Origin of the sequence: Caulobacter sp. 602-1 (genome assembly GCF_003931565.1) — a bacterium.
Classification (GTDB): Bacteria; Pseudomonadota; Alphaproteobacteria; order Caulobacterales; family Caulobacteraceae; genus Caulobacter.
In genome coordinates, this window is the sequence record NZ_RRYI01000003.1 from 358,228 (window position 1) to 372,481 (window position 14,254).

The 14,254-nt window shown below is 67.9% G+C and carries 15 protein-coding genes; 11 read left to right on the forward strand and 4 right to left on the reverse strand.

The features are described 5' to 3' along the window. The first annotated feature begins 63 nt into the window (after positions 1–63). Positions 64–726 carry a nitroreductase gene (locus tag EIK80_RS10585; protein ID WP_125156950.1) on the forward strand — a complete coding sequence of 221 codons (663 nt, stop codon included), beginning with the start codon at positions 64–66 and terminating at the stop codon, positions 724–726. Positions 727–736: 10 nt separating this feature from the next. Here the strand turns inward: EIK80_RS10585 and EIK80_RS10590 are convergent, their stop codons facing one another. Beyond that, entirely contained in the window at positions 737–1,768 is a 1,032-nt protein-coding gene (locus EIK80_RS10590; protein ID WP_125156951.1) for a WD40 repeat domain-containing protein, read from the reverse strand. A 263-nt stretch (positions 1,769–2,031) separates the two neighbouring features. Between EIK80_RS10590 and EIK80_RS10595 the strand changes: the two genes are divergently transcribed. After that, positions 2,032–2,481: a biopolymer transporter ExbD gene (locus EIK80_RS10595; protein WP_125156952.1), complete on the forward strand. Its 450-nt coding sequence runs from the start codon at positions 2,032–2,034 to the stop codon at positions 2,479–2,481. 131 nt (positions 2,482–2,612) lie between these two features. Next, positions 2,613–3,368 carry an EF-hand domain-containing protein gene (locus tag EIK80_RS10600; RefSeq protein ID WP_125156953.1) on the forward strand — a complete coding sequence of 252 codons (756 nt, stop codon included), beginning with the start codon at positions 2,613–2,615 and terminating at the stop codon, positions 3,366–3,368. Here EIK80_RS10600 and EIK80_RS10605 read toward each other — a convergent pair. Beyond that, on the reverse strand, positions 3,365–4,495 hold the full coding sequence (locus EIK80_RS10605) for a GTP-binding protein (protein WP_125156954.1): 1,131 nt from the start codon (positions 4,493–4,495) through the stop codon (positions 3,365–3,367). The genes EIK80_RS10600 and EIK80_RS10605 overlap by 4 nt on opposite strands. 58 nt (positions 4,496–4,553) lie before the next feature. Then, positions 4,554–5,183: a hypothetical protein gene (locus tag EIK80_RS10610; protein ID WP_125156955.1), complete on the reverse strand. Its 630-nt coding sequence runs from the start codon at positions 5,181–5,183 to the stop codon at positions 4,554–4,556. Positions 5,184–5,385: 202 nt separating this feature from the next. Here EIK80_RS10610 and rplU point away from each other — a divergent pair, with 202 nt between their 5' ends. The 3 genes from rplU (at position 5,386) to EIK80_RS10625 (ending at position 6,981) form a co-directional block, all read left to right on the forward strand. Continuing rightward, complete coding sequence (gene rplU / locus EIK80_RS10615) at positions 5,386–5,955, forward strand: 50S ribosomal protein L21 (RefSeq protein WP_125156956.1); 570 nt, start codon at positions 5,386–5,388, stop codon at positions 5,953–5,955. A 31-nt stretch (positions 5,956–5,986) separates the two neighbouring features. Continuing rightward, entirely contained in the window at positions 5,987–6,256 is a 270-nt protein-coding gene (gene rpmA / locus EIK80_RS10620; protein WP_096052697.1) for a 50S ribosomal protein L27, read from the forward strand. A gap of 191 nt (positions 6,257–6,447) precedes the next feature. Continuing rightward, entirely contained in the window at positions 6,448–6,981 is a 534-nt protein-coding gene (locus EIK80_RS10625; protein ID WP_125156957.1) for a GNAT family N-acetyltransferase, read from the forward strand. A gap of 4 nt (positions 6,982–6,985) precedes the next feature. Here the strand turns inward: EIK80_RS10625 and EIK80_RS10630 are convergent, their stop codons facing one another. Beyond that, complete coding sequence (locus EIK80_RS10630) at positions 6,986–7,945, reverse strand: hypothetical protein (RefSeq protein WP_125156958.1); 960 nt, start codon at positions 7,943–7,945, stop codon at positions 6,986–6,988. 217 nt (positions 7,946–8,162) lie between these two features. Here EIK80_RS10630 and obgE point away from each other — a divergent pair, with 217 nt between their 5' ends. From obgE to EIK80_RS10655, 5 genes are all read left to right on the forward strand, one after another. Then, on the forward strand, positions 8,163–9,227 hold the full coding sequence (gene obgE / locus EIK80_RS10635; RefSeq protein ID WP_125156959.1) for a GTPase ObgE: 1,065 nt from the start codon (positions 8,163–8,165) through the stop codon (positions 9,225–9,227). Then, positions 9,224–10,354 (forward strand): glutamate 5-kinase, encoded by a 1,131-nt coding sequence (gene proB / locus EIK80_RS10640; protein ID WP_125156960.1) that lies wholly within the window; start codon positions 9,224–9,226, stop codon positions 10,352–10,354. The genes obgE and proB overlap by 4 nt, the downstream gene beginning before the upstream one ends. Before the next feature lie 21 nt (positions 10,355–10,375). Then, the gene (locus tag EIK80_RS10645) at positions 10,376–11,911 is read left to right on the forward strand and encodes a UbiD family decarboxylase (protein ID WP_125156961.1); all 1,536 of its coding nucleotides are present in this window, start codon (positions 10,376–10,378) and stop codon (positions 11,909–11,911) included. Positions 11,912–11,965: 54 nt separating this feature from the next. Further along, positions 11,966–13,747: a M14 family metallopeptidase gene (locus tag EIK80_RS10650; protein WP_125156962.1), complete on the forward strand. Its 1,782-nt coding sequence runs from the start codon at positions 11,966–11,968 to the stop codon at positions 13,745–13,747. Between the two features lie 82 nt (positions 13,748–13,829). Beyond that, on the forward strand, positions 13,830–14,231 hold the full coding sequence (locus tag EIK80_RS10655; RefSeq protein WP_125156963.1) for an MAPEG family protein: 402 nt from the start codon (positions 13,830–13,832) through the stop codon (positions 14,229–14,231). Positions 14,232–14,254 lie beyond the last annotated feature (23 nt).

Consider the following 14,254-nt stretch of genomic DNA (forward strand, 5'->3'; position numbering starts at 1 on the left):
ATGCTAACCAGACGCATCGCCGCTGTCGCGCGACATAGATACACGGGTTTCAGGGAGCCTTCGATGGACGTGATCGACGCCGTCAACCGCCGCATGTCGGTGCGCGCCTTCAAGCCCGATCCCGTGGATGGGGCCCTGGTCCGCGAACTGTTGGAAGCGGCCGCCCGCGCGCCGTCCGGCGGCAACCTTCAGCCCTGGCGCGTCCAGGCCATCGCCGGCGAGCCGCTGGAGACGCTTAAGGCGACCATGCTGGCCCGCGTGGCCGCGCCCGACCCGACCGAATACGACGTCTATCCGGCCAATCTGTGGGAGCCGCTGCGTACGCGCCGCTTCCAGGTCGGCGAGGACATGTACGGCGCGCTGGGCATCCCGCGCGAGGACAAGATCCAGCGCCTGCAGTGGTTCTCGACCAACGGCCAGGGCTTCGGCGCGCCGGTGCAGTTGTTCTTCTCGATCGACCGCCGCTGCGGCCCGCCGCAGTGGAGCGACGTCGGCATGCTGATGCAGACCTTCATGCTGCTGGCGGTCGAGCGGGGCCTGGACACCTGCCCGCAGGAGTTCTGGTCGCACTACAACAGGATCGTCGACGACCATGTCGGCCTGCCGGAAGGCCATATGCTGTTCTCCGGCATGGCCCTGGGCTACCGCGACGAGGCCGCGCCGGTGAACAACTTCCGCTCGCGGCGCGCCCCGTTCGAGGAGTGGGGAGAGCTGAAGGGGTTCTAACCCGCGAGCTCTAGCCGGCGAACTGGCGCGGCCCGGAAAGGTCTGGAATCTCCAGCACGCCCGCCTCGCCGCTCTCGTCGCCCCAGGCGAAGAACCGGCCGTCGGCGCTGGTCGAGAGGGCGCTGATCGGGGCGCCCTTTTCGGCCTTCAGGGTCTCGATGCGGCCGTTGCGCATGTGCGCGGCCCAGATCTTGCCGTTGTCCTGGGCGGCCAGGCAGACCGGCTGGGCGTCGATCCCCGCCACCCGGACGACCATCGAATCGCGGGAGAAGCCGATCTCGGCGGCTTCCTTGCCCATCGGGCCGTTGGCGCCGGCGAACGGCCAGATGACCGCGCCCGAGGCGCCGGCCGTGGCCAGCAGGTTGCCCTTGTCGAAGAAGGCCACGCTCTTGATCTTCGAGGGGTAGCCGCCCATCCGCATGTCCTTGCCGTCGGACAGGCGCCAGCCGTGCAGCTGGTTCTCCTGCATCGACGAAATCAGGAACTTCCCGTCCGGGCTGAACGCCACGGCGATATGGCTGCCGGCCCACTTCAACACGGTCGGCTTCTGGTCGGCGATGCGAGCGTACCACAGCTGGGCTCCGCCGTAGGTGGCGCTGGCCAGGCGACGGCCCTTGGGCTCGAAGGCCAGGCCCGACACCGTCTTCTCGTGCGTGAACGTCCGGGCGAAGGCCGGGTCGGCGGCGTCGCGGACGTGGACCTCCTTGCCGGCCGTAAAGGCGATCAGGCCCGAGGCGGCGCTGGTCGCCACGTGCTCGATCCACTTGTTCTTCACCTCGGCGATCAAGGTGGCGACCACCTCGCCCCCCTCGATTCGGCTCCAGACCACCTTGCCATCGTCGCCGCCGGTGACGACGCCGACGCCGCTGGGATGGACGGCCGCGGCCAGGACGGCCCCGCCCATCGGACCGCCATGGGCCTCGACCGTGACGAATCCGTCCTCGGTCTGAAGGCGGACGGTGCCGTCGCCCAGGGCGAACACGGCGCGGCCGGAGCGATCGAACAGGGCGTCGGTGACGAAGGCGTCAAAAGAAAAGATCATGCGCGCGAGATAAGGCGCCGGGCCGCCGACGACCAGACTCTTTCAGAAAGCCCGCCCGCGAGGCGCAATTCGCGCCTCGGGCGAAGCCGTACCCACGAAGCTGCACGTTCGAACGGCGTTCGGTCAAAAAGAGTCGAAAAGGGGGTTGCCATTGCGCTGCGTCGTCGGGCTTTACTTCCGCGCCCGTCTACGCCAGACGTGGCGAGGTAACGACATTTCAGGCGCGCCCGTGTCGGCGCGGCCTTCTGGGAGACAGTCAGGCTATGGCGGCTAAACTTGCTGGCGGCGGCGGTGGCCGTTATTCGCTGGGCCAGAATTCCGAAATCAACGTCACGCCCTTCGTGGACATCCTGCTGGTGCTGCTGATCATCTTCATGGTCGCCGTGCCGATGGCCGTGACCTCGATCAAGATCGACCTGCCACCGGCGGTTCCGCCGCCCCCGAACGCTCCGAAGCCGAAGGAGCCGGTCTTCATCTCGATCCAGAAGTCGGGCGCGATCTTCATCGCCGAGAAGCAGACCAGCCTCGACGGCCTGGAAGCCGATCTGAACGCCAAGTTCGCCGCGACCGGCCAAACCGGCCCGAAGGACGAGCAGCGCGTCATGATCCGCGCCGACGCCGACGTGCTGTACGCCGACTTCATGGGCGTCCTGAACCAACTCCAGACCTCGGGCTGGTTCAAGGTCGGCCTGATCAACGAAGACCTGCACTAAGCAGCTTCGGCGATCGCCAAACACGAAAGCCCCGGAGCTCAGGCTCCGGGGCTTTTTGTTTGCCCCAAGCTCTACCTTGGCGCGATCCTTGCTTGTCCTTTCGCCATCCCTTAACGGCGGAGCCCAGACAGATGACGACGATCGGCGGCGGCGCGCTCACCCAGCAGCTGTATCAGAAGCTTTTCGACCGGCTGGACACCGACACCGACCAGGGCCTGAGCCTCGACGAACTGAAGGCGGGGGATTCGACCCGGTCCAGCGACGCCTTCGCCACGATGATGAAGGGCCTGGACGCCGACCAGGACGGCAAGATCAGCCGGGCGGAAATGGCCGCCGCCCCGTCGATGGGCGGCAATCCGCCGTCGGGCTCCGCCTCGGAGGCGGTGGCCAGCCTGTTCGCCCGCGCCGATATCGATGGCGACGGCAAGCTGTCCGACGATGAAATGGAGGCCGAGAAGGCGCTGCGCCGGGCCGACACCCTGGACAACGGCTTCCTGTCCGGCCCCGTGTTCCTGGGACGCGACGCCGACGGCGACGGTTTGCGCTCGCAGGACGAGATGGCCGCGGCGATGCCGCTGAGACTGTCGGCGAGCGCGCTGCGGGTCGATGTCGAGCCCGCGCAATGGAGCCAGATCCGCTCCGGCCCCGACGACGAGACCGTGGCGTCGCCCCCGGTCCGCACGGACGAGGACCGGCAGAGGCTCCGTGAGCAGTTCGCCGCCGACCAAGCCGAGCGCGAGTCGGGCCCGGCCGGGACGATCAAGTACCTGACGCGCGAGATCGGCGGTCTGCGCGACAAGGCGGCGGCGGATTTCGCCGCCTCGCCGATGACGCAGACCCTGTCGAGCCGCCTCTTGGCCCAGATCCTGGGCGGTCTGGCCGCCTAGGCCGCCGTCGCCTCGAAGCCCTTGCGCAGTTCGGCCTCGTCCAGGTCGCGGCCGATGAACACCATGCGGCTGTAGCGCTTGTCCTTGTCGGTCCATTCGCGCTGGAAGTCGCCTTCCAGGATCATGTGGACGGCCTGGAACACGAGACGCTTGTTCTCGCCCTTCACGTCGATGATGCCCTTGGCGCGCAGGATGTCCGGGCCGCGCTTGGCCAGCAGGTCGTTCAGCCAGGCGGTGATCTTCTGGCCGTCCACGGGCTTGTCCAGGGTCAGGGAGACGCCCTTGACGCCATCGTCGTGGATGGCGCTGGCGTGGCCGTGGTCATGGCCATGGTGGTGATCATGACCGCAGTGTTCGTCATGGACATGCCCATGGTCGTGCCCGTGGTCATGATGGTGGTGATCATGGCCGCAGTGCTCGTCGTGCACGTGGCCGGCCTCGCCGTGGGCCGGGTTCAGGAACGACGGCTCCAGCTCGGTGATCCGCTCCAGGTCGAAGCTGTGCTTGCCCAGGATGGCGTCCAGCGGAACGTTCGAGCGCTGGGCGCGGTGGATCGGGGCCAGCGGGTTGATCCGGCGGATACGGGCCTCGACGTGGCGCAGATCGTCCTCCGACACCAGGTCGGTCTTGTTCAGCACGATCTGGTCGGCGAAGGCGATCTGCTCGACGGCCTCCTTGCTGTCGGAGAGGCGCAGCATGATGTGCTTGGCGTCGACCACGGCGGTGACCGAATCGAGCGCCGTGCGGGCCTTGACGTCGTCGTCGACGAAGAAGGTCTGGGCCACCGGGCCCGGATCGGCCAGGCCGGTCGTCTCGACGATGATGGCGTCGAAGCCGCCCTTCCTCTTCATCAGGCCCTGGAGGACGCGGATCAGGTCGCCGCGCACCGTGCAGCAGACGCAGCCGTTGTTCATCTCGAACACTTCCTCGTCGGCCCCGACCACCAGGTCGTTGTCGATGCCGACCTCGCCGAACTCGTTGACGATCACGGCGTAGCGCTTGCCGTGCTCCTCGGTGAGGATGCGGTTGAGCAGCGTGGTCTTGCCGGCGCCGAGATAGCCGGTCAGCACGGTGACGGGGATCTTGCCACTTCCAGCAAGAGGAGGGGGAGCGGGAGCTTGGGTCATGGCCGCTATTTAGGAGCCTCGAGGCTCCAGCGAAAGCGGCTTGCGGCTTGAAGCCCGTTTAGGTCTTGAAGAATGCGACCGCGAAGCCGACCAGCACCAGGGCCACCCCCAGGATGGTTTCCTCGTAGCGCTCGACCCATTGCAGGCCCAGGCGCTTGAAGCCGGCCAGCGACAGGCTGGTGAAGATCAGCATCCCGGCCGAGGTGGCGGCCAGCAGCACCGCGCTCAGCACCAGGAAGGCCTGCCATCCGTGCTGCATCCCGGCCAGGTAATAGGGCAGGAACGCCTCGCAGGGCGACAAGGTCAGCAGGGTGACCAGGGCGATGATCGCGGCGCGGTCGGAGGCGTAGCTGCGCCGGCCCGCCTCGGGCAGGGCGTGGTTGTGGCGCCCTCGCGCTATATAGAAGAGGCCCACGGCGACCATCAGCCCGCCGACCACCCAGTGGAACAGGCCGCCCAGCCTGGGTTCAAGCGCCAGGCCCGCGACCACCAGGCCCAGGCCGAGCGCGATCGTCAGGCCCACATGGCCGAGGCCCGCCAGCAGGGTCACGCCCAGGGTGCGGCCGGTGGACCACTTCTGGGCGCGGCCGACCAAGACGAACGGCAGCCAGTGCGTGGGCAGCGCCGCGTGCAGGAAAGCCACGGCGAAACCGGTCACGGCGATGGAGGTAAAGAAGGTTGAGTTCACGTCACGGCATATAGCGCGTTATAAAATAACATCCCAGGGGTCGCATCCGCCTAATCGAACTTAAGCGCCGTGGTCGTCGGATTCCGGCCCAACGGCGTTGACTCCCGGCCTTCTGGCTGTATAAGTCGCGCCCTCTTCGCCCGCCGGGTTTCCGAGCGGGCGTTCCCTATTTTGCGAACGCACGTTTTTAAGGCGCTAACCTATGTACGCGGTGATCAAAACCGGCGGCAAGCAGTACCGGGTTCAAGCCGGCGACCTGCTGGTTGTCGAAAAGCTCGAAGGTGAACCCGGCGCTGCCGTGGCCTTCGGTGAAGTCCTGATGCTTGGCGAAGGCGAGGCCGTGACGGTCGGCGCCCCCACCGTGGACGGCGCTGTCGTCTCCGGCACCCTGCTCGAAACCCGCAAGGGCGAGAAGGTGAAGATCTTCAAGAAGATCCGTCGCCAGGGCTACCGCCGCACCCGCGGCCACCGCCAACTCGAGTCCGTCGTGCGCGTCACGTCGGTCGTCGGCGCTGGCCTGGAAGCCAAGTGGGACGGCGCGATCGACCTGACCCCGAAGGTCATCCTGAACGCCCGCGCCCGCGGCCTCGGCGACGCCGCCGTTCCGGCGACGATCCCGACCGCTTCGGAAGCCGCTCCGGCCGCCCCGAAGAAGGCCGCCAAGGCTCCGAAGGCTGCTGACGCCGCCGTCGAGCCGGCCGCCGAAGCCGCCCCGAAGAAGAAGGCCGCCCCTAAGAAGGCCGCCGCCACCACGGAGGAAGGCGAAGCCTAAGGGCGACGCCTTCTAAAGGTAGGAGAGCAAGATGGCTCACAAGAAATCAGGCGGCTCGTCCAGCAACGGTCGCGACTCAGAGTCGAAGCGCCTTGGCGTGAAGAAGTTCGGCGGCGAGAAGGTTCTCGCCGGCAACATCCTCGTGCGTCAACGCGGCACGAAGTTCTATCCGGGCACGAATGTCGGCATCGGCAAGGACCACACCCTGTTTGCGCTCGTGCAAGGCGCCGTGGGCTTCGTGACCAAGAAGCATAACCGTACGTACGTGACGGTGACTCCGGCCGCTCAACCGGCCGAGTAAGCACGAACCAGAGTTTCTTCGGATCGTGCTTCTCACTCAGAAGACGATCCGGACAGACGATCTCTAGCGGGGAGTCCGGAACGCCGGGCTCCCCGCTTTTGTTTTGTCTTGCCGCCATGAAAATCGAAAGCTTCGCCATGGCGGCGTCACGGTTCCCAAGCAAGAGGAGCCGGAAACTCTGGGAGGCGCCGATGTGCGTCATCGAAGAAAGACCCGTCATCGAGACCCAGCGGCTGACGCTGCGCGCGCCGGCCAAGGCCGATGTCGACCGCGTGGCGGCCTTCTGCGTCGATCATGACGTCGCGCGCATGACCACCCGCATGCCGGCGCCCTATACCCGCGGCCACGCCGAGGACTTCGTGGCCCGTTGCGGAACCCAGGATCGCGCGCGCGACAACACCTTCGCCATCGAACTGGCCGACGAGGGCCTGATCGGCGTCATCGGCCTGTTCACCACGCCGGAGGACCGGGTCGAGTTGGGCTACTGGATCGGCCGGCCCTATTGGGGTCGCGGCTACGCCACCGAGGCGACCCGGAGCGCGCTGGAGTGGGCCCGCTCGGCCTGGCGGAAGCGCTATGTCGTGGCCGGCCACTTCGCCGACAACGAGGCCTCGGGCCGCGTGCTGGTCAAGGCCGGCTTCCTCTATACCGGCGTCGTCGAGCACAAGCCCTCGATCGCGCGCGGCGAGCCGGCGGCGACGCGGATGATGGTGTGGCTAGCCTAAGCTCCTAAGCCGCCCGGTGCGTGTGGATCACCTTCTGCGGACCTTCGCGGAAACGCTTTTCGGCGGTGGTGATCCGCTCGCACAAGGCGTCCAGGTCCGACAGCAGCGAGTAGGTCGCGTAGATGGGGATCTCCATCAGCGCCACCTGCGCGCGCGGCATGAACTCGGTGTACTTCTTCCACGAGACATGGGCGTCGCGCGCGCTCGTCGCGCGCTGGCCCAGCGGATTCCACAGGTCCAGGTCCATCAGCTCGTCGCGGCACTGCTTCATGACCGGCAGGGCGATGTAGAGGAACAGGAAGGTCGGGGTGGCGGCGCGGCCGAACTGCGGCTGCACCTGCAGGTGCCAGATGCGGTAGGCCTCGAAGAAGCCGGCCTTGCGGACCGGATCCGGCGGCAGCCAGGTGGCCTGCTCGTTGATCAGCTCGTTGGCGGTGCTGGACCGCTTGACCAGCTCGTCGGCGGACGTGCCGGCCGGCATGGCTTTGGACAGGGCCGAGACCGGGATGGCCAGCTTGCGGGCCACATCGGTGAAGGCCACCGGCCTGCCGCCCAGGGGCGTGAATTGGCCGAAGGACGGCGCGCCGGGCATGCTGGCGCGCTTGGTGGCGGCGGTCTTGTGCATCAGCAGCTGTTCTTCACGCTGCTGTTCCGCCCGCAGGCGGTCGAATTCGATCTCGTGGGCGGCCTGCTCCTCGGCGGTCATCCACTTGGCGCGGCCGGGACCATAGGTGCGCTCGTAGCGATTCAGCAGAACGAGGCTGTGCTCCGGCGACGGCCTGAGGCCCACCTCGGACAGGAACGTCTTGAACTCGCGCCACTGCGGCGCGACGCCGGTGCCGCGGGCGATCAAGATGTTGCGGTGGACCGACGCTTCGGCGCTATACTTGCGGTGAAGATCCTGCGTCGACAAATCGCGCAGATCCCCCGCCAGTATGCCGTTGCTGTCTTCTGCCGTAGCCAAGGTCAGCCTCCCACTCCGTCGAGAGAAACGACGGTTACGCTGCCAAGACACTTTGTCGCATTCTGTGGTTTAACATTTCGTCACGATAAGGGCCAGCAGTCACGCTTTTCCGCGCGGCCGAGCGTCACGGTTCGAAGAGCCGGCCCGGTGGGTCGGGATGACGGCCTTGGAGCCCTTTGGGCTCGACGCGTGGGACGCCTTGGGACTAAAGAGCGCCATGAAATTCTTGGACCAATGCAAGATCTACATCCGCTCGGGTAACGGCGGCGGCGGATCGGTGTCGTTCCGCCGCGAGAAGTACATCGAGTACGGCGGCCCGGACGGCGGCGACGGCGGTCGCGGCGGCGACGTGTGGATCGAGGCCGTCGAAGGCCTCAACACCCTGATCGACTATCGTTACCAGCAGCACTTCAAGGCCGGCACGGGCGTGCACGGCATGGGCCGCGCGCGCCACGGCGCCGCCGGGGACGACGTGCTGCTGAAGGTTCCGGTGGGCACCGAGATCCTCGAAGAAGACAAGGAAACCCTGATCGCCGACCTGGACCACGCGGGCGCGCGCCTGCTGCTGGCCAAGGGCGGTAACGGCGGCTGGGGCAACCTGCACTTCAAGGGCCCGGTCAATCAGGCGCCGAAATACGCCAATCCCGGCCAGGAGGGCGAGGAGCGCTGGATCTGGCTGCGGCTGAAGCTGATCGCCGACGTCGGCCTGGTCGGCCTGCCCAACGCCGGCAAGTCGACCTTCCTGGCCGCCGCCAGCGCCGCCAAGCCGAAGATCGCCGACTATCCGTTCACCACCCTGACCCCGAACCTGGGCGTCGTCGACCTGTCGAGCAGCGAGCGCTTCGTGCTGGCCGACATTCCCGGCCTGATCGAGGGGGCGTCGGAAGGCGCGGGCCTGGGCACCCGCTTCCTGGGCCACGTGGAACGCTCGGCGGTGCTGATCCACCTGATCGACGCCACTCAGGACGACATCGCCGGCGCCTGGACCACGATCCGAGGCGAACTGGAAGCCTATGGCGACGAGCTGGCCGACAAGTCCGAGATCCTGGCGCTGAACAAGATCGACGCCCTCGACGAGGAGACCCTCGCCGAGAAGATCGCCGAGCTGGAAGCCGTCGCGGGCGTCAAGCCGCGCCTGGTGTCGGGCGTCTCTGGCCAGGGCGTCACCGAACTGCTGCGCGCCGCCTATCGACAGGTCCGCATCCGTCGCGGCGATCTCGAGGAAGAGATCGACGAGGATGAAGACCACATCGAGGAGACCCCCGGGGGCTGGACTCCGTGAGCCAAGCCGCCGGGGCGTTCGCGAAGGCCCGCAGAATCGTCTTCAAGGTCGGCTCGGCCCTGCTGGTCGAGGCCGAGACGGGCGCGGCCAACCGGGCCTGGCTGGAGGCGTTCTGCGCCGACGCCGCCGCCCTGCGCGACGCCGGCAAGCAGGTGCTGGTGGTCTCGTCGGGCGCGGTCGCCCTGGGTCGCCGTCGCCTGGGCCTGACCGGCCGAAAGACCACCCTGCCCGAGAAACAGGCCGCCGCCGCCGCCGGCCAGTCCCTGCTGATGCGCGCCTGGGAGGAAGCCTTCGAACCCCACGGCGTCGGCGTCGCCCAGATCCTGCTGACCCGCGACGACACCGAGATGCGCCGACGCTGGCTGAACGCCCGCGCCACCACCGAGACCCTGATGGGCCTGGGCGTCGTGCCGGTGGTCAACGAGAACGACACGGTCGTCACCGAGGAGATCCGCTACGGCGACAACGACCGCCTGGCCGCCCGCGTCGCCCAGATGGCCGGCGCCGACCTGCTGGTGCTGCTGTCGGACATCGACGGCCTCTACACCGCCGACCCGCGCAAGAACCCCGCCGCCGCGCACATCCCGCTGGTCAGCGAGATCACGGCCGAGATCGCCGGCATGGCCGAGGGCGCCAACGCCGACGCCGGCGTGGGCACCGGCGGCATGGCCACCAAGATCGCCGCCGCCCGCATCGCCCGCGCCGCTGGCTGCGCCACGCTCATTACGCTGGGCTCGCGCCCGCATCCGCTGGCCGCCATCGCCGACGGCGAGAAGGCCACGCTGATCGAGGCCAACGCCTCGCCCGCCGCCGCCTACAAGGCCTGGATCGCCGGCTCCCTCGCGCCGCAGGGCTGGGTCACGGTCGACGCCGGCGCCGCCAAGGCGCTGGAGGCCGGCAAAAGCCTGCTGTCGGCCGGGGTCCGCGCCATCGAGGGACCGTTCGAGAAGGGCGACGCCGTCCGCGTCCGCGACGAGACCGGCCGCGAGGTCGCCCGGGGGCTGGTGCGCTACGACAGCGCCGACGCCCACCGCATCGCCGGCCTGCGCTCCGACGCCATCGAGGCCGAACTTGGCTTCACCGAAGGCCCGATGATCCACGCCGACGACCTGGCCGTGGCCAACTAGATCGCACGCACGAGTATCCCCATGGCCTACCGATCCCTCCGCGAATTCATCGACGTCCTGGAGGCCAAGGGCGAGCTGGTGCGCGTCTCCGAACCGGTCTCCAGCGTACTGGAGATGACCGAGATCCAGACCCGGCTGCTGGCGACCGGCGGCCCGGCGGTGCTGTTCGAGCACGTGCTGCTGCCCGACGGCTCGCGCTCGTCGATGCCCGCTCTCGCCAACCTGTTCGGTACGGTCAAGCGCGTGGCCATGGGCGTGACCCTGGGCGGCGAGCCTCGTGAAACGGCGGGCGAGCTGCGCGAGGTCGGCGAACTGCTGGCCTTCCTGCGCCAGCCCGCGCCGCCCAAGGGGCTGAAGGACGCCCTGGACATGCTGCCCCTGGCCAAGACCGTGATGGCCATGCGGCCCGGGACGGTGAAGAAGGCGCCGGTGCAGGAGGTCGTCCTGACCGGCGACCAGATCGACCTGACCCGGCTGCCGGTCCAGACCTGCTGGCCGGGCGAGCCGGCGCCGCTGATCACCTGGCCGCTGGTCGTCACCAAGGGTCCGGGCAAGGATCGCGAGGATGACTTCAACCTCGGCATCTATCGCATGCAGGTGCTAGGCAAGGACCGCTGCATCATGCGCTGGCTGGCCCATCGCGGCGGTGCCCAGCACTACGCCCGCCACAAGAAGGCGGGCAACAAGGAGCCCCTGCCCGCCTGCGCCGTCCTGGGCGCGGACCCTGGCACCATCCTGGCTGCCGTGACCCCGGTGCCCGACACCCTGTCGGAGTACCAGTTCGCCGGCCTGCTGCGCGGGGCCAAGGTCGACCTCGTCCCCGCCAAGACCGTGCCGCTGATGGTTCCGGCCCACGCCGAGATCGTCATCGAGGGCCACGTCCTGCTCGACGACTACGAGGATGAAGGCCCCTACGGCGACCACACCGGCTACTACAACAGCGTCGAGAAGTTCCCGGTCTTCCAGGTGAGCGCGATCACCATGAGGAAGGACCCGATCTACCTGACCACCTTCACCGGCCGGCCGCCGGACGAGCCCTCGGTGCTGGGCGAGGCGCTGAACGAGGTGTTCATCCCACTGATCCGCCAGCAGTTTCCCGAGATCGTCGACTTCTGGCTGCCGCCCGAGGGCTGCAGCTACCGCATCGCCGTGGTGTCGATGAAGAAGGCCTATCCCGGCCACGCCAAGCGCGTGATGCTGGGCGTCTGGAGCTATCTGCGCCAGTTCATGTACACCAAGTGGGTGATCGTCGTGGACCACGACATCGACGCCCGCGACTGGAAGGACGTGATGTGGGCGATCAGCACCAAGATGGACCCGGCGCGGGACATCACGGTGATCGAGCACACCCCGATCGACTATCTGGACTTCGCGTCGCCCGAGAGCGGCCTGGGCTCCAAGATCGGCCTCGACGCCACCGACAAGTGGCCGCCCGAGACCAAGCGCGAATGGGGCCAGGAAATCCGCATGGATCAGAGCGTGGTCGACGCGGTCACCGAGAAATGGTCGCGGTTGGGCCTGCCGGGCGGCGGCGCGCCGATCTGGAAGAAGCCCTGAGCATCAAAAGCCTCCCCGGCGGCGCCGGTCGTCGCCCTGACAGCGAGTACGAGCATGGCCCAAGAACGTAAGGCGACGGCGAAAGCCCCGTGGGACGAAGCCTTCCTGCCGCCGGCCCCGCATTGGCAGGGCGCCAGCCAGGGGCTGATCCGCGACAAGTCCGATCCTTGGGTGACGGCGTTCGAGGCCGACGCCGAGCACGACTTCTCGCCCAACTATGTCGACACCCGCGCCTGGTTCGATCGCCTGGACACGGCGTCCGAGCTGGTCCGGGTCGAGGACTTCGGCGTGTCGCCGCAGGGCCGCGCGATCTTCGCCGTGATCGCCAGCAAGGACGGCGAGACGCTGGACCCCAGGAAGCCGCTGCTGCTGGTCCAGTGCGGCATCCACCCCGGCGAGATCGACGGCAAGGACGCCGGCATGATGCTGCTCCGGGACATGGCCTTTCACGGCAAGGACGCGCTTCTGGACAAGGTCAACCTCGTCCTGATCCCGATCCTCTCGGTTGACGGCCATGAGCGGGCCAGCGCCTATTCGCGCCCCAACCAGCGCGGGCCGCGCATCCAGGGCTGGCGCAACACCGCGACCAACCAGAACCTGAACCGCGACTTCATGAAGCTGGACCAGCCGGAGATGCGGGCGCTGAAGCGTCTGCAGGCCAAGTACAAGGCCGATCTCTATGTCGACGTCCACGTCACCGACGGCCTGGACTACCAGTACGACGTCACCTACGGCTTCAACGGCGAGAACGGCGTCTGGAGCCGCTCGCCGGCCATCGCCCAGTGGCTGGACGACGTGCTCAAGCCGACCATGAACGCCAGCCTGGAGGCCGAGGGCCACATCCCGGGCGAGCTGGTGTTCGGCGTAGACGACCAGAACCCCAAGGCCGGCTTCAACGACGGCGGCCTGGGCGAGCGGTTCTCGAACGGCTGGGGCGCGGCGGCCCACGTCCCGACCATCCTGATCGAGAACCACAGCCTCAAGCCCCACGCCCAGCGCGTGCTGGGAACCTATGTCTTCATCGAGACGGCTCTGAAGCTGCTGGCCGAAAAGGGGGGCGAGTTGCGCGCAGCCATCGCCGCCGACAGCGCCCTGCGCCCGGCCGAGGTCCTGGCCAACTTCGTGTCGGACGACAAGCCGAGCTACACGCGCCACTTCAAGGGCATCAAGTACGAGACCTATGACAGCCCCGCCTCGGGCCGGAAGGAGATCCGCTGGCTGGGCGAGCCCGATCCGGAGATCTGGCCGGCCCCGTTCTACGGCTCGCACCCGACCCTGAGCCTGAAGCGTCCGCTCGCCTACTACGTGCCCAGCTACCGCGCCGATATCATCGAGCGGCTGGAACTGCATGGCGTGACACTGGAGACCCTGCCGGCCGACAAGGTCGTGACCGTCGAGATGATCCGTCTCGTCGACCCCAAGCTCGCCGACCGCGCCAATGAGGGTCACGTCCAGATCAGCGTCGACACGGTGACGACCGAGACCCGCGACTGGACCTTCCCCAAGGGCTCGGTCCGCGTCCCCACCGACCAGCCGCTGGGCGATCTGGTCGTGCTGCTGCTGGAACCGCAGTCCAGCGAAAGCGTCTTCGCCTGGGGCATGGTCCCCGAGGTGCTGAGCCGGGTCGAGTACATCGAGTCCTACGCCATCGCGCCCCTGGCCGAGAAGATGATGGCCGCCGATCCGGCGCTGAAGGCCGCGTTCGAAGCCAAGCTGGCCGCAGAGCCCGAGTTCGCCGCCGATCCGGACGCGCGCCTGGCCTGGTTCTACGAACGCACGCCCTTCTACGACGATCACTACCTGCTCTATCCGATCGCCCGCGAAATCGCGCGATAGGGAGGTCTGCTTGCCGAGCCCGGGCGGAAGGCCTCATATGGCCCGCCGCTCGGGGGGAGCGTAAATACTAGGGTTCGACGTTATGGACACTCTCGCTTCCGGCCACGCCGCCGCGCTTTGGGCCGGCCTGCACCTTTTCCTGCTGCTGATCCTGTCGCTGCTGGTCGTGCGCCTGCGCCAGAAGCACAAGGTGGCCCTGGGCGACGAGGGCATCCCGGAGCTGGCTCGCGCCATCCGCGCCTTCGGTAACGCCACCGAATATGTGCCGACCGGCGTCGCGGCCCTGGCCGTGCTGGCCGTGGCCGGCGCCTCGCCGCTGGCCATCCACGTGGTCGGCGTCATCCTGTTCGCCGGCCGCGTGGTCCATGCGGTCGGCCTTTACAACAGCGGCGGCGCCTCGGTCCCTCGCGCCCTCGGCATGGTGGCGACCTGGCTGGCCTACATCTTCGCGGGCGTGGCCCTGCTGCTGTCGGCGATCGGGTAGCGGACCCGAACCCGCCTCCCCCG

Coding starts and splice junctions, on each gene's coding strand:
- rplU (WP_125156956.1), top strand. CDS start 5,386: ATGTACGCGGTGATCAAAACCGGCGGCAAGCAGTACCGGGTTCAAGCC.
- EIK80_RS10605 (WP_125156954.1), bottom strand. CDS start 4,495: ATGACCCAAGCTCCCGCTCCCCCTCCTCTTGCTGGAAGTGGCAAGATC.
- EIK80_RS10590 (WP_125156951.1), bottom strand. CDS start 1,768: ATGATCTTTTCTTTTGACGCCTTCGTCACCGACGCCCTGTTCGATCGC.
- EIK80_RS10655 (WP_125156963.1), top strand. CDS start 13,830: ATGGACACTCTCGCTTCCGGCCACGCCGCCGCGCTTTGGGCCGGCCTG.
- EIK80_RS10595 (WP_125156952.1), top strand. CDS start 2,032: ATGGCGGCTAAACTTGCTGGCGGCGGCGGTGGCCGTTATTCGCTGGGC.
- EIK80_RS10600 (WP_125156953.1), top strand. CDS start 2,613: ATGACGACGATCGGCGGCGGCGCGCTCACCCAGCAGCTGTATCAGAAG.
- EIK80_RS10585 (WP_125156950.1), top strand. CDS start 64: ATGGACGTGATCGACGCCGTCAACCGCCGCATGTCGGTGCGCGCCTTC.
- EIK80_RS10650 (WP_125156962.1), top strand. CDS start 11,966: ATGGCCCAAGAACGTAAGGCGACGGCGAAAGCCCCGTGGGACGAAGCC.
- obgE (WP_125156959.1), top strand. CDS start 8,163: ATGAAATTCTTGGACCAATGCAAGATCTACATCCGCTCGGGTAACGGC.
- rpmA (WP_096052697.1), top strand. CDS start 5,987: ATGGCTCACAAGAAATCAGGCGGCTCGTCCAGCAACGGTCGCGACTCA.
- EIK80_RS10625 (WP_125156957.1), top strand. CDS start 6,448: ATGTGCGTCATCGAAGAAAGACCCGTCATCGAGACCCAGCGGCTGACG.
- EIK80_RS10645 (WP_125156961.1), top strand. CDS start 10,376: ATGGCCTACCGATCCCTCCGCGAATTCATCGACGTCCTGGAGGCCAAG.